Below are 20,343 nucleotides of genomic sequence, written 5' to 3' on the forward strand. Positions count from 1 at the left end.
AAGGTGCTCAGCCATCTCGGCTTCAAGGGCTCGCTCGACCAAGCGTTTGGTCAATTGTTTGAGAAGCCCGTTTTCTCCGATGAGGTCTTCAGGCTTTTTGTAATCCGCCAACAGGCGGTCTATCAGTTCGTTGCTTACGGTCATTTCTCTTCCTTTGAAGATGAAGGCAGTTTCCTGCCATTAGACCGTTTACACAAAATCTAGGACACGCCCCTGCGCCCCTGCAACAGCACGTCGCGACAACCATCGTAATCACCCATGCACAGCGCTAAACCGCCTAGAAAGGCTTGAAAAATAGCTTACAATGTCGCCTTGTCGGTGGTATAGCTCAGTTGGTTAGAGCGCAGCATTCATAATGCTGATGTCGCAGGTTCAAATCCCGCTACCACCACCAAAAATAGAAACCCACAGTTTTGCGACTGTGGGTTTTTTCTTTGGTGTTTACTTCTATGCCTTAGAAACCGCATGCTTTTTCCTGACTGGCTATCCTGCAAGCCTTCACTTGGAAAACTTCGCATGGACCTCCTCACCAACCCACAAACTTGGATCGCCTTTGGCACACTCACCGCCTTAGAGCTGGTGCTGGGCATCGACAACATCATCTTCATTTCCATCTTGGTGGACAAATTACCTGCGGCCAAACGTGAGATAGCGCGGCGCGTCGGCTTGTTCATGGCCATGTTCATGCGCATCGGCTTGCTTTTGATCTTGTCAGTCATCGTAGGACTGGTCGAGCCTATCTTGACGGTGATGGACAAAGCCGTTTCTGGACGAGACCTGATTTTGATCATCGGCGGCTTATTCCTGATCTGGAAAAGCACCGGTGAGATTCACCAGTCGTTTGAAGGCGAAGAAAGCAGCAACCCTAACGCCGCTAAAGCCACCTTCACCAGCGTCATTTTGCAGATCATGGTGATCGATTTGGTCTTCTCGCTCGACTCCATCATCACCGCGGTGGGCATGGTGGACGAAGTCGCCATCATGATCGCAGCCGTCGTCACGTCGGTGGGCTTGATGATGTTGTTTGCCAAAGCCATTGGTAAGTTTGTCTCCGAACATCCCTCAATCAAGATGTTGGCCTTGACCTTCTTGGTTGTCGTGGGCGTGGTGTTGATCGCAGAAGGCGTGGGCCACCATATCCCGAAAGGCTATATCTACTTTGCCATGGCGTTTTCGGTGATTGTGGAGATGCTCAACATCCGCTTTCGCAAACGTGCCAAGCAAGTGGTCCATCTGCATCAAGCGCGCATCCCTGGCGAATAAACAAAGGCAAAATGGTTTTATCAATTTTTTGAATAAAACCACATGCAGCTGCTACTCAAAAAAATCAATCTGTTTGGGCATTTCTACAAAGCGCTGCACTACTTCATCACCAAGAACAAAGGCCGAACTGCACGCCAGAAAGTCTTTTCGCTGCTGCACCCCACCAGCACGTCGGGACCGCTACACCGTTACATCGACCATGTGATCATCACGGCGGTCTTGGTGTCAGTGATGAGCATCATCTTGGAAACCGTGCCCGAAATTCACGCCATCTTCGGGCCTGAGTTCAAACTGCTGGAGTGGGTGACTGTGGGGATCTTCACCATCGAATACGTGGCACGAATTTACAGCTGCTGCGAGCTCGAAGAATACGAACACCCCATCAAGGGCAGACTGCGTTACATGATGTCTGTCAGCGCGTTGATCGACTTGTTAGCGATATCGCCGTTTTACTTTGATCTGATCTTTCACGAAAACTTCGACCTGCGGTTTTTGCGGGTGTTTCGTCTCTCACGCTTACTCAAACTCACCCGCTATACCGGCACGCTCAACACGCTGTTCAAAGCTGTGCAACGCGAGCACCGCGTGTTGTTTGCCTCTGCGTTCATGATGCTGCTGTTGGTGATCTTGACGGCCAGTTTGGGCTTTGAGCTGGAGCATGCCGCACAGCCGGACAAGTTCGAAAGCATTCCAGCCACCATGTATTGGGCCGTCATCACCCTGGCCAGCGTCGGTTATGGCGACATCACACCCGTCACACCCTTGGGACGCGCCATGACGGTGGTGATCAGCCTGATTGGCATTGGTATTTTTGCCATTCCCGCAGGCTTGATGGCTTCGGCTTTCACCGACCAGTTGCGCATTGACCGCGAAACATTTGAAAACGAGTTCCGCAAAGCCGTGGCCGACGGCCGCTACTCCGCCCACGACCGCCAAGCCTTAGACGCCGAAGCCGAGCGCTTGCACCTGACACCCCAAGACGTGAACCGCATCATGGAGCGTGTGCGCAATGAAATGCGCAGCGTGGGCCACGACGTGACTGAAGGCCTAGACCCCGAGGTGATGCTGGAGCGCTATCGCCAACAAATCAGCAACTTACGCAGCATGGCGCATGGCAAAAGTGCAGCGCAAATCAACACGCTGCTGACCGATGAAGCCAAATCGACGGCTGTGGAGCGCGAGATTTGGCAGTCACTGCGCCAAAAGTAAAACGCGCACAAATCGGAATTTAAAAATAACGCGACAGAGGTGGCGTCTTACAACAAGGCCAACGCGTCTTGCGCGGCCACACGGCCTTCGTCGGTGGGCACCACCCATACCTCGACGGCGCTGTTCGCGGTGTGAATCGCACACACCGCATCGCCCTTGGCCGCTTGGTTCGCGGCTGCATCCACAGACACGCCAAGGTAAGACAACGCATCTGTGACCTGTTGACGCAACACAGCATCGTGCTCACCCATGCCGCCTGTGAACGCCAGCACATCCAGCCCACCCAAGCACGCCGTCAAGGCACCCGCTTCGCGCACCACGCGGTGTGCAAACAAATCGGTGGCAAATTGGGCAGCGTCTGAGCCAGAGGCCCGCAAGGTGCGCATGTCAGCGCTTTCGCCAGACACGCCCAGCAGACCGCTTTGTTTATAGAGCAGCTTTTGAATGGCGTCGTGCCCCCAACCTTGCTCCATCAAGTACAGCAACACCCCAGGGTCAAGCGCGCCGCTGCGGGTACCCATCATCAGCCCATCCAAAGCCGAAAAACCCATGGTGGTGGCACAGCTTTCATGCGCACGCGTGGCGCACAAACTGGCACCGTTACCCAAATGGGCCATCAGCGTGCGGCCACCCGAACGTGGCGAGACACCTTGCAACACTTGGCTCACATATTGGTAAGACAAGCCATGAAAACCGTAACGGCGCACACCTTGAGCCGTGAGTTGGCGGTCAATGGCAAACGTGGTTTCTAGGGGCGACAGTGTGCGGTGAAACGCAGTGTCAAAACACGCCACTTGCGGCACGTCCGGAAAAGACGCAGCAAACGCCCGCACACCCGCCAAGTTATGCGGCTGGTGCAAAGGCGCCAACGCGTTGAGCGTGGCCAATTGCACCAACACCTCGGGCGTCACACGCACGCTGTTTGTGAAAAATTGGCCACCATGCACCACACGATGCGCCACAGCTTGCACCTGCAGGTGTGAAAAATGGGACATCAACAACAGGTCGAGCGCGCTGAGTGCGGCATCGAACACCTCTTGGTCTGGCAACACCGCCACGTCGGTGACGGTTTTGACTTGGCCCTTGGCCGCAAAACTGATGCAAGGCTCACCCGATGGCTCCAAGCCTTCGATGTTGCCGGTGACTTCGGCCTCACCGATCGTGTGGCCTTGGATCGGGTACAGCGCAAATTTCAGGCTCGATGAGCCTGCGTTGACAGACAGAATGCTCATGCGGGATGGTTGCGGTAGTGGTGCGCAATCAGCTTGGCCAACAAGGCCGAAGCGCTGCGCGTGGTGGCTGTGTCGGCGCGGCTGGTCAAGGCAATCGGCACGCGCGCGCCCAGCACCACGCCACAACCCGAGGCACCGCCCAAGTATTCGAGCTGCTTGGCCATCATGTTGCCCGACTCCAAATCGGGGGCCACCAAAATATCGGCCTGCCCCGCCACACGTGAGGCGATGTGTTTGATCTCGGCCGCGTGCATGGACACCGCGTTATCAAACGCCAAGGGCCCGTCCAACAAACCCCCTTTGATTTGCCCGCGATCGGCCATCTTGCACAGCGCAGCGGCGTCTAAGGTGGAGGGCATGTTGGGGTTGACTGTTTCGACTGCGGCCAAGATGGCCACTTTGGGTTCAGCCACGCCCATGATTTGCGCAAACAAAATCGCGTTTTGCACGATGTCCGCCTTTTCGGACAGGCTGGGTGCGATGTTCAGCGCGGCATCGGTGATGTACAGCGGCTTGGGGTATGCAGGCGTCTCGAAGCGAAACACATGCGACATGCGACGCCCCGTGCGCAGGCCAGGCTGCATGACCACGGCGTGAATCAACTCGTCGGTGTGCAAGCTGCCTTTCATCAAGGCCTCCAGCTGTTTGTCCGCTGCCATTTGCGCGGCGAGTTCTGCCGCGGCATGGCTGTGCGGCACATCGATGATGTCAGCCGTGCCTAAATCAATCCCAGCGTCTAGCGCCAAGGCGCGCAGTTTTTTCTCAGGGGCAATCAGCACCGCATGAATCAGACCTGCGCGGTGCGCGTCCATTGCGCCTTGCAAAGAATCTGCGTCACAAGGGTGCACCACGCCGCAGCGCACAGCCTCCAGCGTGGCCCCCAGCGCCAACAAATTGGCATGACGCTGCTCGGGATCAAACACACTGATGTGCGGCGCTTGAATACGCTGCATGCGCAACTTTTCAGCGGGTGCCATCACATGGGCCACACCGTACAACACGCGCTCGCCCTTTTGATTAACTAAGGTGCAATCCAAATCGATGGTCTTTTTCTCCGCGTGCTTGGCGGTGCACGTGACGCTGACGGTCAAGGTGTCGCCAATTCGCACGGGGCGACTGAAGTGCAGGTTTTGCTCTAAATAGATCGTGCCGGGCCCTGGAAACGTGGTGCCCAACACGCTGGAGATCAATGCGCCACCCCACATGCCGTGGCCAATGACGCCATGAAAGAGCGTGGCGTTGGCGTAAGCAGGATCGAGGTGCGCGGGATTGGTGTCACCTGACACAGCGGCAAAGGCTTGGATGTCGTCGAGCGTGAGGGTGCGCACCAAACGCGCGGAATGGCCGATGTCGATGTCGTCAAAGGTGAAGTTCTCAAACCAAGCGGCGTCGAGGGTGATGGGGTTGGCAGTGGGTGAGTTTGACATGCAGGTGGACGGTGGGTCGGTGCGAAATAGGGGGTGCCAAACGAGCGCGTCACGCCACGGCGTGGCTGCCCGCATCGACATAAATGGTTTGCCCCGTCATGCCACTGGCGGCATCGGTGCACAAGAAGGTGCTGAGGTTGGCAATCTCGTCCAAAGTCACCAAACGGCGCAAGGGTGATTTTTCGATGTTGCTTTGCATCAGATCGTCAAAAGCCTCAATGCCCGAGGCCGCGCGGGTAGGAATCGGCCCCGGCGACACCGCGTGCACGCGAATGCCTTGGGGTCCAAGCTCCAAGGCCATGTAACGCACCAACGATTCCAGCGCGGCTTTCACAGGCCCCATCAAACCGTAATGCGGCACCGCTTCATCAGCGCCCAAATACGTCATGGTAATCATGCTGCCACCCGCCGTCATGTGCGGCGCACACAACTGGGCCAACGTGGCAAACGAGTGGCACGACACCTCCATGGCGCGGGCAAAGCCGACGCTGGAGCTGTCGACCACGCGGCCGTGCAAATCTTGCAGCGGCGCCCAAGCGAGGGAATGAATCACAAAGTCCAAGCGGCCCAACTTGGCTTTGGCGTAGGCCACCAAGGCCTCCAACTCACCGGCGTTTTCGATGTTGCAGGTTTGTAAATCAATGCCAGAGGCTTCGGTGAGCGGGGCCACAAACGGACGCGCTTTGTCGTTCAAACACGACGCAACCACCTCGGCACCCATGGCCTGCGCTTGTCGGGCACAACCCCAAGCAATGCTGTGTTCGTTCGCCAGGCCAAGGACCAAGCCTTTTTTGCCAGCGAGGTGAAAAGAAGAAAGTGAGGGCGTCGTCATAGCGGCAATTTTTTAAAAACGACCCCTGAATGTCAGGGGTTCAGCAAAGCGTCGAGTCCGCCCAAAGGTTCAAAACGACCCTCGATGAAACGCAGTCGTGTGGGCCCCATCATGGCACGTTGCTGCACCGAATGAAGCGGATCGCCCGGGTAGCAAATGTGGCGCAAACCGTCGGCGTCAAAAGTTTCGGGCATCACACGGGGAGGCTGTTGCTGCGCGGCGGCACGCAACACGCTGGCCGCATCGGCAGACCCCAGCAAACTGACCAACGTCATGATTTGAGGCGGCGCCAATGACAACTCGCGGGCCCAGTATTTTTCAAGGGCAGCGCGTGGTGTCAGCCAAATGCTGTCGACGGCTTCTACGTTGTCATGAATCGGCGCTTGGCCTGCGGGCAAAACGGCCACGAAGAATCGGGTGTCAAAACGTTTGTTGGTCACCGAGGGCATGAGCGGTGTGATCCACCGCGACCACGGCGCCAAGTGCTGCGTATCGATACGCAGCGCGGCATCTTGCAGCACCTGCTCAAACCTTTGGCCCGCATGCAACTGCTGCTGCCAAGCTTGGCGTTGTGCGGCGTCGTGGGCCAACACATCGCTGTCGGCATGGCGCGCATACAACACGCCACACTCCTCCAAAGACTCACGCACAGCGGCGACATACAAGCCAGCAGCCGTATGCGCGTCTAAATCAGGTTCGCCCAAGGACTGGTGCAAGGCTTCAGGCGCGCGATCCAAGTGGCTGTGCAAACTGGGCGCGCAATCGGCGTCGTCCAGCTTGCCACCCGGAAACACATAAGCACCGCCCAACACGGCCGAAGCGGCGTGGCGGCGCAACAAAAACACCTCCAAACCCACCTGAGGCGTGTCACGCAGTAGCACCACCGTGGCCGAAGCACGCGCTGGCGTGGTCACCACTTCGCTGTTGAGTTGCATCATGTGAGTTAGGGGGTTGGATCAATTACTTGTTGGGGTAAGCGATGTCGACGCGGCGGTTTTGCGCCCAAGCGGCTTCGTCATGGCCTTCAGCACGGGGCTTTTCGCTGCCAAAACTCACCGGTTCGGCTTGCTTGTCGCTCACGCCGTACACCTTCAAAGCACGAGCAACCGCTTCGGCACGTTTTTGACCCAAAGCCAAGTTGTACTCGCGGCCACCGCGCTCGTCGGCATTGCCTTCAAGACGCACGCTCACATTGGGCTTGCTGGCCAAGTATTTGCCTTGACGCTCTAACACTGGGGCATCGCTGGCTTTGACGACGAACTGGTCAAAGTCAAAGTACACGCTGCGTTGTGTCGAAATCAAACTATTGGGATTCAAGTGATCGGCCACCACCGCCGTCACGGTCGATTCAGCACCGGGGGCTGGGGCCACAACTTTGCCCGTTACCTCCGTGGTGTTGTCCAGTTTGGTAGAGCTGCAAGCTGACAAAAAAGCCAGAGAAACGAAAGAAAGGAGAGCAATGTGGCTTTTAGACATGAAATGAGTTTTTACAAAAATTAACACTCAAATTTTAACGGTCAGTTTTAATCGAAGCGTGTACTTAGACAACGGCCACGCGAGCCATGGACGTTTTTCAACGCCTCAAAATGGCAAAAACAGCCAAATAAATTTGATGTTTTTATCTTAATTGATAGAATTTAAGAAAAATACATGACGAACCATTTTTCATGATTTTGTTTCGTTTTTGCAACCATCATCATTAAAAAGTACTATTTAGATTGATTTTCATGATTTTAGAGTTACATTCGTATGCAAATCAACGGATTCATCCCATCTACTCACCCTGTTTGTACGCAGTCGATGTTTGAAAGCAAAGAATGTCCAGTTTTAAAATTTTGATCACCAGCCAAAAAGGCGGCGTCGGCAAAAGCACCGTGGCCGCCAATTTGGCCGCATTTGTGCGCCGCCTTGGCAAATCGGTCACCTTGATTGACTTTGACACCCATGCATCCTCCAGCAACTGGCTCAACCGTGCCCCAGAGATTGGGGTGTCTGTGCAGCACCACCTTTTGCCGCTCGAACAAGGTGGCAAACGCCCCATCCTCGATGCACGACTGCATTTGCGCCGTGCGGCCGAACGCGCAGAGGTGGTGGTGTGTGACCTCACATGGACCGACGCCATCGCTAGCGAGTTGATGCTGGAATTTGACTTGGTGATTGTCCCAACGTCTGTGTCTGAAATTGAACTGTCAGCGACCGCTGGATTTTTGAACCGCCATCGCTGGGTATTTGACGCCATCATCCTGCACAGCGCGCCCATGTTGCTGATGTGTCCAACGCGTGTACATCCTGAGCAACTGCGCAGTGACGTTTTCTCAAACCAACGTTTCCCCGTCAGCTTCATGTTGGCACCTCCTGTGTTGGAAGCACAGTCAGCGCGTGACCTGTTTGAACGTGGCTATTTGATGGACTTACCCGATGCCTGCGGCACGTCATTTGTGGAGTTTGGCAAAGCCGTGATGGCGGCGCTTGAAATGCGAGAGGCATCCCTCGTCGTGCGTGAAACACAGACAACACCCGCTAATTTGAGCGCTATTGTGCGTAAACCGCTACACAACCCCACGGCCAGCAAAACGGCTACGGTCTCTAGCCAAGCTTCTATCTTGGGACGCCACCGTTTGCAAAAGATGCGCGCAGACGCCACCTCCGGGAAGAACCCCTCGGCGCCCTCTCAAATGCCAGCGAACAGCCTTGCCTCGATGAGGATTCCACAGTTTTTTAAACGTATGTCCATGGGAATGAGCACAAAATGAGCGCAGAACCACAATTTTTGTCCTTCACTGGACTCAAGCAATACACCCCCAACCAAGGCTGGAATGACACCAAGCCCATGACGCCACCGACCCCACCTACGCTGCTCAAGAGCGTGCCAGACAACGTGCCCACCTTGACAGAGCCCTTGGCGTCAGACGCTGGCGGTTCAAAAAATAATGTCTTTGACCCACTGATTCATGAGCTGTTTGATCAACTGCGGGTCTCCCCCACCGACGAGCTGACGCAAACTTGGCGCACGATTGCAGCAGAAGTCAACCTGCTGAGCCAACGCATGGCCCTGCAACGTGAATTGCAAGAACGGCTCAGCCACCTCGACCAAGACTTGGCCGAACTCAGGGCCAATATCATGTCCCATCTGCAAGAAGTGCAACAAGCAGCAGATCAGCAACTGTCTTCTGCACGACTGCGTGCCGAAGTTTCAGCCTTGGCGCAATCCAAATTAGCGGCGAAACTGCATAACAAGCTTTAATCCCTTACCCTCACGCGAAGGAGCGTAACGATGCTGGACAAACTCAATCAGATTTATCCGGTGCGCTACACCGCCTTCATCGCCTCGGTGGTTTTGTTGGTTTTCACCTTGCTCGGAGCTGGGGTCACGGGGCTCAGTGGCTGGTGGCCCTTTTTGTTTTTGGTGTTGAGCGGCATCGGCTGGTACGACTTGCAGCAAACACGCCATGCGATTTTGCGTAACTACCCTGTGATTGGGCATTTGCGCTTCATGCTCGAAACCATTCGTCCTGAAATTCGGCAGTACTTTTTAGAGTCTGAAACCGATGCATCCCCCTTCTCACGCGCACAGCGCACCCTGGTATACGCACGCGCCAAAGGCGAATCAGACAAGCGCCCTTTTGGCACACAGCTTGACGTGCGCGGCCTAGGCTATGAGTGGATCAACCACTCCATCGCCCCTTCCAAGTTAGAACACCATGACTTCCGCGTAAGGGTGGGTGGCGCAGACTGCACGCAGCCCTACAGCATGAGCCTGTTCAACGTCTCCGCGATGAGCTTTGGTGCCTTGAGTGCCAATGCCATCATGGCCTTGAACCTCGGCGCCAAACTGGGTGGTTTCGCGCACGACACGGGTGAAGGTTCTATCTCTCGCCACCATCGAACACACGGCGGTGACTTGATTTGGGAAATCGGCTCAGGCTACTTTGGTTGTCGCGATGCTGACGGCCATTTCAGTCCCGAGCGGTTTGTCGAAAACGTCCGCTCGCCACAAGTCAAGATGGTGGAAATCAAGTTGAGTCAAGGTGCCAAACCCGGCCACGGCGGCGTGTTGCCCGGCCCCAAAGTCACCGAAGAAATTGCCGAAGCACGGGGTGTGGGGATTGGTGAAGACTGCATTTCTCCTGCCAGCCACAGCAGTTTTTCAACGCCCTTGGAACTGATGCAATTTGTGAAGCAGTTGCGCACCTTGAGCGAAGGCAAGCCCGTGGGCATCAAGCTCTGTATTGGTCATCCATGGGAATGGTTTGGCATCGTCAAAGCCATTCGCGAAAGTGGCATTGCCCCTGATTTCATCGTGGTGGACGGCGCAGAAGGCGGCACAGGCGCTGCGCCCTTGGAGTTTTCAGACCACATGGGCATGCCCTTGCAAGAAGGCCTGCGCTTGGTGCACAACACCTTGGTGGGCGTGGGTTTGCGTGACCAAATTCGGCTCGGTGCGAGCGGCAAAATTGTCAGCGCTTTTGACATGGCGCGTGCGTTAGCGCTGGGCGCTGATTGGTGCAACAGCGCACGCGGCTTCATGTTCGCTTTGGGCTGCATTCAAGCCCAAACTTGCCACACCGGCAATTGCCCCACGGGCGTCACCACGCAAGATCCACAGCGTCAAATGGCTTTGGTTGTGCCGAGCAAAGCAGAGCGCGTTCACCAATTTCATGCGCACACCTTGGAAGCGCTACAAGAGTTGATGCAAGCCTCTGGCCTGCACGCCCCCAGCGATATCACCCCGCGCCACATCATGCGACGCGTGAGTGAAAGACAAACGCTGCATTTGTCCGAACTGGTGGACACCTTGGCCACGGGGGCCTTGCTTCAGGATGACCTCAGCGTCTTGCCTTCGGTCTTTCAAGACTGGCCCCAAGCCAGCGCCGCGCACTTTTAATCAGCGGCGCGCGGGTATTGAATAGGTCGGTCTTTGGCGGGCACAGCGGCAGCTGCTTTTGCTTTTTCAGCGGCAGCTTTTTCGGCAGCAGCTCTGTCAGCAGCCGCTTTCTCAGCGGCCTTTTCCGATGCCACACGCACCGCGGCAGCGCGCTCAGCCGCTAATTTCTCCGCAGCAGCACGTTCAGCAGCAGCCTTTTGCAGGGCCACACGTTCTGCAGCGGCAGCGCGCTCAGAAGCCAAGGCTTTGTCTGCCGCAGACGTGGCAGCCGCCGCCTTTTCGCTAGCCTTGGTAGCAGCACGTTCGGCAGCAGCGATCGCTTTGTCATGCGACTGGGTGGAGCTGTTCAAGTCTTGCTTGAGCTTTTGGATTTCATTCAGTAACGTTTGTGTGCTGGGCCCTGATGGGGCAGCACTCGGCGCTTGGCGCGACGACGATTGGCTCGCCGACTGCATCTTGCCTTCCATCGACTGCAGCTTGGTCTCTAAACCTTGCAGTTGTTTTTGCATGGCTTGAAACTTCGCATCGCTGACTTTGTTGGACTGATCCGCAATGTTGGTCGGCATGGCGATCAAGATTTTGCTCAATTCATCCAAACGGTTGGCAACTTGCGTTTGCGTTGCCGTCAGCGCGTCTTGCTTGTCCGTCAACTCGGAGAAGTCCGAATTGGTTTTGCCAATGGCGGTCAAACTCGCGTCCACTTCGATCACACGTTTGGCCATGGCATAGATCATGGTGTCAAGCTCTTTGATCGACTTGGTCATCTTCAAGCTGATGCCCAAAAAGATACCAATCGCCACCAATAAACACACCACAAACACACCCAACACAATGCGTGAATGCAAGATGTTGCGACGGTTGGTGGTTTGAATTTTCACCACCACCGCACGCATGGTGGCGCTGATGTCGGCGGCCACCGAAGCCGAGCGCGTCGACACCTCGGCGGAGTCAAGCACCACCGACGTTAATTCTTCAATTTGTCGAGCGACTTCGTTGCTGTCCATCGCTTGACTGGCGATGTCTCTCAGACGATCTGCCGTCGCAGCCACATCCACCAAGGGGGCTTTCTCGCCATCGGCGGGTTGTTGGGCGTCATCAGCCATGGTCAAACCTTTATCTTGGAACTGTTTGCAAGTCGATCCAGCTTATCGTTCAAAGAACTGATCTGGCCCGAAAGCTTGCCCATGCGGGCTTGCCTTATCTCTGCACGTTTATCGGCTTCAGCGGATCGAACTTGAACGTCCGCTTGGATTTGGAGTTCCTCATCAGGCGCCGCCAAACTCAAAGTAGGTGCTTGGATCGGATCTTCATCATCCGACTCATCAATCTCAGCCAAAGGCATCAGCTCGGTCAAAGTCGGCACTTCCGACAAAACTTGCGCAGACACGCTGACCGCATCTTCAGGCAAATCAGGCATGTCTATTTTGGGTAAGGTCTCGGGCTCATAACCTTTAGAAAAAGGTATTTCATCATCGGAACGAACGACTTCACCGACAGGCTTTTTCGGGGCGAGCTCGACATCCTCCGCATCAGGAATTTCAATGTCGTCTTCGAACTTCTTCGAATCTTCGTCTCCGGTAATTCTCATAATTAGCTCCCTCTTAGGGCTTGTTAAATTGGGACTTCAATGCTTTCACGCTGCGTAACCAACCCTTAGACAACAAGGGGCTGGTCTGCATAAAAGCATCGGCTTGGGCTTTGGTCGTGAAGGGACCCGCCAGCAAAATAAAGTAGCGTTTGTCGGTGTCTTTCTTCGGGGCGCGAACGACACGAGATTTGGCATACGCAGCGTTGCTGCGTTTGAAGGCAGTGATATCCGCCTCCGTGTCAAAAGCAGCCAATTGCACCACGTAGCCATTGACAGGCAATTGCTCAACCCACGCATCGTCAGGGCCTGCCACAGGCGCTTTGGTTGGCGCTTTCTCAGCCACCTTCGGTGCTGGTTTTTCAATGATCTTGGCTGGTAGCACAACCATGGCTGCCAAGGGGACCGAAGCGGCAGCGGCAACAGGGACAACCGCAGGCGCAGCACTGGCCACCGCTGAAGCCACCGCGCTGACTGCCCCTGCAGCAGAGGCAGAGGCCGGCGTAGAAGCCACCACAACGGCGGCACTGGCGGCTGTCGATGCAGCCTCTGCGCTGGCACTGGCGGCTTCAAGTGCCGACGTCAAAGCCGCCGCACTGGCAGCGGCGGCAGCAGACGCAGCCAATTCAGCGTCTTGTGCAGAGACAACGGCAGCGGGTGTGCCTCGCAACAAATACTTTTTAAAGGCGTCCACCTCTTGCATGAGCAAATCTTGGTACATCCAACCAAAAGCGGCCAACGACAACAAGAAGACCAACACCAGCCAACCCCATGGCGATTTGGAGGGGCGCTTGAACACCTCGACATCGGCCGCAGGCGGCGTCACCAAAACATCACTGGCGTGCAGCGAAGGTTCGCGAGAAACGTCACTCACAGGGTTTGCAGGCAATGGCGCTGCGGCAGCAAGAAACGTCGCGGCAGGCTGACCGGGCTCCGTGAGCAAAGGCAAAGCACTGGGCGCAGGTGGCAAAGGTTCGAGCGTGGGTGGAAGTTTGTCTCGCTGGCCAAATCCGGGCACACGCCAAGAGGTTTTCGTTGGCAACTTCAGTGGTTCAGCCTCAGCTTGCGCCTCGCCATCGGACACAGCAGGTGCCAAAAATGGGTTTAACGTGGGCTCAATCTGAGGGGGCACGTCCTTGGGTGACTCCGCCACCCAATCGGTCAACGGTTTTTTAGCCTCGCCCACTTGCGTTTCGACTTCCCACTGCAGGAGGTTTTTGCCAAAAGCCTCCAACTTATTTTTGTACGCATCGGCGCTATTGATCAACAAAATCACGTTGATGTTGCCTGCGGGAAAGCCATTCACCAGACGCGCCAACAACTGCAACTCGAAGTCTTGCATCAAGATCGAGTCACGGAAAATCAAGAACCGACGTGGCGCATGCTTTTTGTCTTTCTCCAACGCTTGATTCAGCGTGAGCTCCGACAAAATCTCGTTGAACTTTTGCACCAAGCGTTCGGAGTTGGTGGAAAAGCAAAACTCCACTTGGTGATTGCCCTTGGCACGCAACTGCTCTTCAAACAAATTACCGTAATAGTCGAGCACCATGTCGTGCTCACTCAGGACGGCCAAGTTGATACTCCCCTCGGTCAAAGACTTGAGGAGAATTTCAAACCGGAGCCGGTCACCGGGGCTTTGGAAAATATCTGTCATGGTGGCTCAGTGGGGTCTCAAGCGTTCATGGCTTTGCCGTTGGCGTCGAACTTCATCTCATCAGGGATAGACGGATCGGGTTTGATCACATCATGGCCTCGACCATACGATTGGTTCAAGCTGAACACATAGGCGATCACCTGCGCAACGGCATGGTACAAAGCCTCTGGAATCGGGTGATCCAGCTTCGTCGTGAAGTATAAGGCGCGAGCTAACAACGGCGCCTCAAACAAATACACCCCATGTTCTTTGGCTTCCTCGCGAATGCGGGCCGCCAAACCATCTTCCCCTTTGGCCACCAGCAGGGGCGCCCCGTCCCCTGTCGGGTCGTACGACAAGGCCACCGCAAAGTGGGTTGGGTTGGTGATGACCACGTCGGCGTCTTTCACGTTGGACATCATTTTGTTGTTCAAGATTTCGTGCTGACGACGACGAATTTGACCTTTGACCTCGGGGTTACCTTCCGAGTTTTTCATCTCGTCACGCACCTCTTGCTTAGTCATCTTCAACTTCTTGTTGAGCTGATGGCGCTGCAAAGGCACATCCACCAAGGCGACCAGCACCAACCCGAGGCTAAGCCAAAAGCATGAATCCACGATGATGGTGCCCGCCACTTTGATGGCGGGGCTCAAGTCCATTTGCGAAATTTGTGTGAGGTCTTGCAAGTTGTTCATGACCGAGATCAACAAGATCGCGCCCACCAACACAAACTTCACCAGCGCCTTGCCCAAGTTGATGGCAGCTTGCGGCCCAAACATGCGCGCCAAACCCGTCATTGGGTTGAGCTTGTTGAACTTGGGCATCACCAAGCTCGGTGCAAAAATAAATCCACCCGCCAAGGTGGTCGACAAAATAGCGATCACATACAAAATAGCCATCAGGGGCAAGATGATCAAAAAGCCGTCCACGATGGAGCTGGCAAAAATGGCGGGCAACAGCTCGGTCTTGTCCACAATGCGGCGGTCAAACTGCAGCTGCTGCTTGAACAAATTGCCCATGCTGTTGAACAAGTACTGCCCCATCATGGTGAAGAATAAAGTGGCGATCACCATCATGGCAGCAGGTGCCAACTCTTGCGAGCGGGCAATCTGGCCATCGTCGCGCGCTTTTTTAAGCCGCTGCGCCGTCGGTTCTTCGGTTTTGTCTGCGCCGCTTTCTTCTGACATGTCAGCTGGCTCCTAAAAAAGACCGAAGCACGAAGAACGCCTGCGTCCACACCCATTGGATACGCGCCACGTTGTTGCCCATGGAGAAAATCAAAATCACAAAGCCGGTCAAGATCAAGGCAGGAAAGCCCACCGTGAAAATGTTCAAACTGGGGGCGGCACGGGCCACAAAACCGAGGCCAATGTTGATGAACAAGAGCGTCATCATCACGGGCAAGGCAATCAGCAAAGCGCCCAAAAACATCATGGCACTCCAGTTGATCATCTTGCCCAACATGTCTTGGCTAAAAAACGGCTGACCAATCGGAATGAGCTGAAACGATTCCAGCACCAAGCCAAACACAATCAAGTGGCCACCGATGCCCAGAAACACCAGCGTGCCCAAGATGTTGAAAAACTGAGAAATCACGGGCACGTTGCCCATGTTGGGGTCCATCATGTTGGCGATCGACAAACCCATTGAACCCGACACCGCTTGTCCCGCCACCACCATCGCAGCCGACGCGACTTGCGAGACCAAGCCCATGGTTAATCCAATCAAAATTTGACGGAAAATTTCCATCAAACCCTCCGCACTGAGCGGGTCGATGCGCGGGATGTCGAGTTGCTGAGACACCAAAAACGCCATCGAAAACCCAAGCAACACGCGAATGCGCATGTTGACCGCACGGATCGAAAAAATAGACGTGAACGCCAGAAACGCAGACAAGCGCAGCATGGGCCAAATGACGACCAAAAACTTGTCCAGAATTTCAATGAGCGAGGCGTTCATGGTCAGCAGGTGTTACACGAACAAACTGGGAATGCGGATGAAGATGCCCTTGGTGTAGTCCACCATGGTGTTGATCATCCAGCCACCGGCGAGTGACATGGTCAAACCAATGCACACCAACTTCGGAATGAAACTCAAGGTTTGCTCGTTGATCGAGGTCGCAGCTTGAAAAATACCCACCACCAAACCAACGATCAAACCCACGCCCAACAGGGGCGCAGAAATCAGCATGGTCATCCACAAGGCTTGACGAGCTAAATCGACGACGGTTGCGCTATCCATGACGTCTCTCCTTAAAACACAAAACTGTTGGCCAACGACGCCATCAAGAGCGTCCACCCATCAATCAACACAAACAGCATGAGCTTGATGGGCGTGGAAATGATCATGGGCGACAACATCATCATGCCCATGGACATCAACACGCTGGCGACGATCAAGTCGATCACCACAAACGGGATGTAAATCAAGAACCCAATCGTGAATGCGCTCTTGATCTCCGATGTGATGAACGCGGGCATCAAGGTGGTGAACGGCACTTGTGCGGCATCTTGTAAATCACGGCGGTTCGAGATTTGCATGAACATCGCAATGTCGTCTTCACGGGTTTGCTTGGTCATGAAGTCGCGCACAGGGGCTTCGGCTTTCATGAGGGCTTTGTCGAAATCGAGGTTGCTGTTCATGTACGGGCCAATGGCGTCGTTGTAGACCTGCTCAAACACGGGCGACATGATGAAAAATGTGAGGAACAAAGCCAAACCTACCAAGACCATGTTGGGCGGTGTTTGTGCCGTGCCCAGTGCTTGGCGCAAGATCGACAAAACGATGATGATGCGCACAAACGACGTCATCATCAGCAACATGGAGGGCAACAGCGTGAGCGTGGTCATCAAGCCCAGCAATTGCAGGCTCATGCTGTACTGCTGACCCGATTTACCACCCGTGACGTTCACCAAAGGAACGCCTTGGGCGTGGCTGATCACTGGCAATGACAACAAGGCGAGCAACAGCACACCCAAGATGACATAGAGAATCTTTTTGGTAATAGGCTTACGCAGCATGCTCAACCCCTTCGGTCCAGGTGTGCAAGGTTTTCACCTCACCGGGGCTCACGCTGGTGAGCACCATTTGGTTGTCGACTTGAATCAACACAATTTTGTGTTTCAAGCTCAAGGGCAAGGCTTCTTTCACCTGAATGCGGCGATCCGCAGCCACACCGTTGCCCATCGCACGGTTGCGTTTGACCCACCACAGCGCCGCACATAACAACAGCAGCACCCCTAAGGTGCTGGCGAAGAATTGGCCCCAATCGAAACTTTGCATGATGAATTTCCTGTGCGCACTGACGCTTTTCCGACACTTGGCGTGCCTGTACCTAGGATATCTCGCAAAGTGCGTGCCAAGTTTTACTGACGCTATAGTCATTCCATGCAACAACTCAAAGCACTCCTCATCAGCGCAGCTTTGCTGGGCAGCAGCTTGACGCATGCCCACAACTTGACTGCCATTGGCCTGTTTGACATTGGTACGTTCTATGTGGACATGGACACCCTCACGCGCACAGGCGAAATCAGCAAAGTCTGGACCGCGTTGGATTACCGCGACCCACAAGTCAACCAACACAACAAAAAGACTTACAAATCAACACGCATGCAGATGGAATTCAACTGCAAGCACAGCACCGTGCGCACCCTTGCGCTGTCGTACCACAGCGGCACACGCTTGACTGGCAACATCTTGTCCAGCGAGGGCGTGATTGGCACGTTCGAGCCCGTACCACCCGACACCCCTGTTTTCAGGATCATGCGTTTGGTGTGCTGAGGCGACGGCAATGAGCACATGGCGAGACCTGCTGCATGCAGGGGGCACGGGTGGGTTGAGTTGGCACCTGCACGCATGGCGCGCACAGGCACGGTGGCAAGCGACCGTGAATCACCTGGATGCGTTTTTGAGCAAGGTACAACCTCACACCCAACACCTGCTGCTGATCGGCGGCAGCGCGGGCTGGATGATGCCGCCCAACTGGCTGACCCGATTTCAACGGATTGATGCGTACGACATCGACCCCCTCGCAGGTCGACTCTTCACATGGCGACACGGACCTCATCTGCGCCAACACGGTGTGCAGGTCACCCACCACCGTCAAGACGCGCTGGCCACCTTGCCCGAGTTGTTGCGCGAGCACCCCAATGCCTGCGTTTGGTTTGACAATGTTTTGGGGCAACATCGGTTCCGCGTTGGCGATATTGCCCGCGCTGAAAAAGAGTTGCGCCATTTAAAAGTCAGCTTGCAAGGCCGCCACTGGGGCAGCGTGCACGACGTGTACTCAGGCCCCACGGATGGCCAAGCACGGGTGGCAGACATCCAACCGAGCGTGACAGTGCTCGGTCCACAAGAAGCCGATCTCTCACAAGCTTTGTTAGGCAGCGTGGGGGCCAAAGGCGAATGGCGCGATCACTTGACGCAAGACGTGTTCCCCACAGGCACCACCACACACTGGATCCCATGGGCATTTCGCCCCGACGACTGGCATTGGCTGCAAGCGGGCTGGGTGAGTTAGTTAAGACTTGAGGTTGTAGAGCATCACGCCAGCAGCATCCATCTCGCGTTGTTCGCGCTTCTGATGAAAAGCACGCACTTGCTTGAGGTCTTGCTCCATCAAAGTTTCCATTTGGATGCGTTTTTTCTCTGCCGCCAACAGCATGAGTTTTTTGCCGTCTAGATCTTGGTTGGCTTTGGCCAAGTCGGCGTCCACGCGTAGCACCAGGGCTTTGACCTGCTGCATGAAACCCCGATAGTTCAAGGTCTCAGCCATGCTGTGCAGTTTTTTCTCGGCTTCTTTAGAGCGGTGCACGTAATCGAGGTAAAGCATTTCCATGCGCTCTCGGCTTTGCTCCAAATGCGTCACACGCTCACGCGACTTCACCACTTCGGCCTGCGCCTCTTCACACTTTTCTTTGGCTTTCTTCGCCAAAATCGGCCAAGCGGCGCGGGGCTTCATGACAGGATGTGGCGCAGCTGATCGCGCGTGACTTCGTAGTCTTCAGGCGCGTGCATCTCTTGGCGCAAAAACGCCACCATGTGATCGCGCAAGCGGATGGCCTCATCCAACTCGGGGTTCGAGCCATGCTCATAGGCGCCGACTTGCACCAAATCCGCGTTTTGTTGGTAGACCGACCAGAGGCGGCGGAACTTGTTGGACTGACGCAAATCATCGGGGCTGACCAACACTTGCATCACCCGCGAGATGGAACCATTCAAATCAATCGCGGGGTAATGCGCTTGGTCGGCCAAACGGCGCGACAACATCACTTGGCCATCCAAGGACGCGCGTGCGATGTCCACAATCGGATCGGAGGCATCGTCGCCTTCGGCCAACACCGTATAGATGGAGGTGATGGAGCCAAAGCCATGACGGCCCACGCCACCCCGTTCAATCAAGTTGGGCAGCAACGCAAACACAGACGGCGGATAGCCTTTGGCCGTGGGGGGCTCACCAATGGCCAAACCAATTTCGCGCTGTGCATGGGCCACACGGGTCAAGCTGTCGCACAGCATCAACACGTTTTTGCCTTGGTCACGGAAATACTCGGCAATCACATGCGTCATGTGCGTAGCCTTCAAGCGCAGCACGGGCGACACGTTGGCCGGCGCCGCAATCACCACCGACTTGGCCAAACCTTCATCGCCCAACGATTCCGCAATGAACGCTTGCACTTCGCGGCCGCGTTCGCCGATCAAACCAATCACCACCACGTCGGCTTTGGTGAAACGGGTCAACATGCCCAAGAGCACGCTTTTACCCACACCAGAACCCGCCACCAAGCCGATGCGTTGGCCTCGGCCAATCGTCAACACGCTGTTGATGGCCTTCACGCCCACATCCAAAATCGTGTCGATGGGGCCACGCTCCATGGGGTTCAGCGGACATCCGAGCAAACTCAGTTGATCCGGCAAATGCGGCAAGGGTCGACCGTCCAAAGGCTGGCCTCGGCCATCAATCACGCGCCCCAACAAGCCCGCACCCAAACGCACTTGGCCTGAATTGTTCATGACCCGCACGGTGTCGCCTGGGCCCACACCCACAGGGTCGGTGAACGGCATAAGGTACAAGGTTTTGTCGTTAAAGCCCACCACCTCGGCTTCCACACGGTGGCCATGTTGACCCAGCACCTCACAGCAAGCGCCCAAGGGTGCCATGATGCCGCGCGTCTCCAGCGTCAAGCCCACCAAGCGCACCAGCGTGCCGCTGCGCTTGGGGTCAGGCACACGCAGCTTGGGCAGCGTGGCGGCGACTTCTTTGCCAAAGTCCAGCATC

General features: G+C 55.5%; 22 protein-coding genes, 1 tRNA gene and 1 pseudogene. 8 read left to right on the forward strand and 16 right to left on the reverse strand.

Features of this window, described 5'->3' with window-relative positions; all coding sequences use genetic code 11:
- Positions 1-144, reverse strand: a pseudogene (locus tag C5F52_RS18370) (IS256 family transposase); the annotation flags it as partial.
- 173 nt (positions 145-317) lie between these two features.
- On the opposite strand from C5F52_RS18370, the gene C5F52_RS18375 reads away from it, so the two are divergent.
- The 3 genes from C5F52_RS18375 (at position 318) to C5F52_RS18385 (ending at position 2,472) form a co-directional block, all read left to right on the forward strand.
- Positions 318-394 (forward strand) — tRNA-Met (locus tag C5F52_RS18375).
- 122 nt (positions 395-516) lie between these two features.
- Positions 517-1,263, forward strand: coding sequence for a TerC family protein (locus tag C5F52_RS18380; RefSeq protein WP_104799815.1), 747 nt, complete (start codon positions 517-519; stop codon positions 1,261-1,263).
- Between the two features lie 42 nt (positions 1,264-1,305).
- Complete coding sequence (locus C5F52_RS18385) at positions 1,306-2,472, forward strand: ion transporter (RefSeq protein WP_104799816.1); 1,167 nt, start codon at positions 1,306-1,308, stop codon at positions 2,470-2,472.
- A 47-nt stretch (positions 2,473-2,519) separates the two neighbouring features.
- Here the strand turns inward: C5F52_RS18385 and C5F52_RS18390 are convergent, their stop codons facing one another.
- From C5F52_RS18390 to pal, 5 genes are read right to left on the reverse strand one after another with little or no spacing between them, the layout of a single operon-like run.
- Positions 2,520-3,704: an acetate/propionate family kinase gene (locus tag C5F52_RS18390; protein WP_104799817.1), complete on the reverse strand. Its 1,185-nt coding sequence runs from the start codon at positions 3,702-3,704 to the stop codon at positions 2,520-2,522.
- On the reverse strand, positions 3,701-5,131 hold the full coding sequence (locus tag C5F52_RS18395) for a bifunctional enoyl-CoA hydratase/phosphate acetyltransferase (RefSeq protein ID WP_104799994.1): 1,431 nt from the start codon (positions 5,129-5,131) through the stop codon (positions 3,701-3,703). Before C5F52_RS18395 ends, C5F52_RS18390 begins: the two co-directional genes overlap by 4 nt.
- 49 nt (positions 5,132-5,180) lie before the next feature.
- On the reverse strand, positions 5,181-5,963 hold the full coding sequence (fabI, locus tag C5F52_RS18400; RefSeq protein ID WP_104799818.1) for an enoyl-ACP reductase FabI: 783 nt from the start codon (positions 5,961-5,963) through the stop codon (positions 5,181-5,183).
- Positions 5,964-5,995: 32 nt separating this feature from the next.
- Positions 5,996-6,901 (reverse strand): NUDIX hydrolase, encoded by a 906-nt coding sequence (locus tag C5F52_RS18405; RefSeq protein ID WP_236657917.1) that lies wholly within the window; start codon positions 6,899-6,901, stop codon positions 5,996-5,998.
- 22 nt (positions 6,902-6,923) lie between these two features.
- Positions 6,924-7,439, reverse strand: coding sequence for a peptidoglycan-associated lipoprotein Pal (gene pal, locus C5F52_RS18410; RefSeq protein ID WP_104799819.1), 516 nt, complete (start codon positions 7,437-7,439; stop codon positions 6,924-6,926).
- Positions 7,440-7,780: 341 nt separating this feature from the next.
- Here pal and C5F52_RS18415 point away from each other — a divergent pair, with 341 nt between their 5' ends.
- Genes C5F52_RS18415 through C5F52_RS18425 form a run of 3 tightly spaced genes read left to right on the forward strand, consistent with a single transcriptional unit; the run spans position 7,781 to position 10,848 of the window.
- Positions 7,781-8,716 carry a ParA family protein gene (locus tag C5F52_RS18415; RefSeq protein WP_104799820.1) on the forward strand — a complete coding sequence of 312 codons (936 nt, stop codon included), beginning with the start codon at positions 7,781-7,783 and terminating at the stop codon, positions 8,714-8,716.
- Complete coding sequence (locus tag C5F52_RS18420) at positions 8,713-9,207, forward strand: hypothetical protein (RefSeq protein ID WP_104799821.1); 495 nt, start codon at positions 8,713-8,715, stop codon at positions 9,205-9,207. Before C5F52_RS18415 ends, C5F52_RS18420 begins: the two co-directional genes overlap by 4 nt.
- Positions 9,208-9,237: 30 nt before the next feature.
- Positions 9,238-10,848, forward strand: a complete 1,611-nt coding sequence (locus C5F52_RS18425) for an FMN-binding glutamate synthase family protein (RefSeq protein ID WP_104799822.1) — start codon at positions 9,238-9,240, stop codon at positions 10,846-10,848.
- Here the strand turns inward: C5F52_RS18425 and C5F52_RS30065 are convergent.
- From C5F52_RS30065 to C5F52_RS29935, 8 genes are read right to left on the reverse strand one after another with little or no spacing between them, the layout of a single operon-like run.
- Entirely contained in the window at positions 10,845-11,951 is a 1,107-nt protein-coding gene (locus C5F52_RS30065) for a hypothetical protein (RefSeq protein ID WP_201747046.1), read from the reverse strand. The genes C5F52_RS18425 and C5F52_RS30065 overlap by 4 nt on opposite strands.
- Before the next feature lie 2 nt (positions 11,952-11,953).
- Entirely contained in the window at positions 11,954-12,436 is a 483-nt protein-coding gene (locus C5F52_RS18435; RefSeq protein WP_104799823.1) for a hypothetical protein, read from the reverse strand.
- Between the two features lie 13 nt (positions 12,437-12,449).
- Complete coding sequence (locus C5F52_RS18440; RefSeq protein ID WP_104799824.1) at positions 12,450-14,087, reverse strand: SPOR domain-containing protein; 1,638 nt, start codon at positions 14,085-14,087, stop codon at positions 12,450-12,452.
- Between the two features lie 17 nt (positions 14,088-14,104).
- Positions 14,105-15,253, reverse strand: coding sequence for a flagellar biosynthesis protein FlhB (gene flhB / locus C5F52_RS18445; protein WP_104799825.1), 1,149 nt, complete (start codon positions 15,251-15,253; stop codon positions 14,105-14,107).
- 1 nt (position 15,254) lies between these two features.
- Positions 15,255-16,025, reverse strand: a complete 771-nt coding sequence (gene fliR / locus C5F52_RS18450; RefSeq protein ID WP_104799826.1) for a flagellar biosynthetic protein FliR — start codon at positions 16,023-16,025, stop codon at positions 15,255-15,257.
- Between the two features lie 12 nt (positions 16,026-16,037).
- The gene (fliQ, locus tag C5F52_RS18455; protein WP_104799827.1) at positions 16,038-16,307 is read right to left on the reverse strand and encodes a flagellar biosynthesis protein FliQ; all 270 of its coding nucleotides are present in this window, start codon (positions 16,305-16,307) and stop codon (positions 16,038-16,040) included.
- A gap of 11 nt (positions 16,308-16,318) precedes the next feature.
- A complete protein-coding gene (fliP, locus tag C5F52_RS18460; protein WP_104799828.1) occupies positions 16,319-17,086 on the reverse strand; it encodes a flagellar type III secretion system pore protein FliP in 768 nt (255 codons plus the stop codon).
- Complete coding sequence (locus tag C5F52_RS29935) at positions 17,076-17,348, reverse strand: flagellar biosynthetic protein FliO (protein ID WP_161499731.1); 273 nt, start codon at positions 17,346-17,348, stop codon at positions 17,076-17,078. Before C5F52_RS29935 ends, fliP begins: the two co-directional genes overlap by 11 nt.
- A 105-nt stretch (positions 17,349-17,453) precedes the next feature.
- Between C5F52_RS29935 and C5F52_RS18470 the strand changes: the two genes are divergently transcribed.
- Together C5F52_RS18470 and C5F52_RS18475 are read left to right on the forward strand one after the other, a co-directional pair.
- Positions 17,454-17,846 carry a surface-adhesin E family protein gene (locus C5F52_RS18470; protein ID WP_161499732.1) on the forward strand — a complete coding sequence of 131 codons (393 nt, stop codon included), beginning with the start codon at positions 17,454-17,456 and terminating at the stop codon, positions 17,844-17,846.
- A 10-nt stretch (positions 17,847-17,856) separates the two neighbouring features.
- Positions 17,857-18,585 (forward strand): hypothetical protein, encoded by a 729-nt coding sequence (locus C5F52_RS18475; RefSeq protein ID WP_104799831.1) that lies wholly within the window; start codon positions 17,857-17,859, stop codon positions 18,583-18,585.
- Here C5F52_RS18475 and C5F52_RS18480 read toward each other — a convergent pair whose 3' ends face one another.
- Together C5F52_RS18480 and C5F52_RS18485 are read right to left on the reverse strand one after the other, a co-directional pair.
- On the reverse strand, positions 18,586-19,026 hold the full coding sequence (locus tag C5F52_RS18480) for a flagellar FliJ family protein (protein WP_104799832.1): 441 nt from the start codon (positions 19,024-19,026) through the stop codon (positions 18,586-18,588).
- Positions 19,023-20,342, reverse strand: a complete 1,320-nt coding sequence (locus tag C5F52_RS18485) for a FliI/YscN family ATPase (protein ID WP_104799833.1) — start codon at positions 20,340-20,342, stop codon at positions 19,023-19,025. Before C5F52_RS18485 ends, C5F52_RS18480 begins: the two co-directional genes overlap by 4 nt.
- Between the last annotated feature and the right edge of the window lies 1 nt (position 20,343).

The organism is Limnohabitans sp. TS-CS-82, from assembly GCF_002943475.1.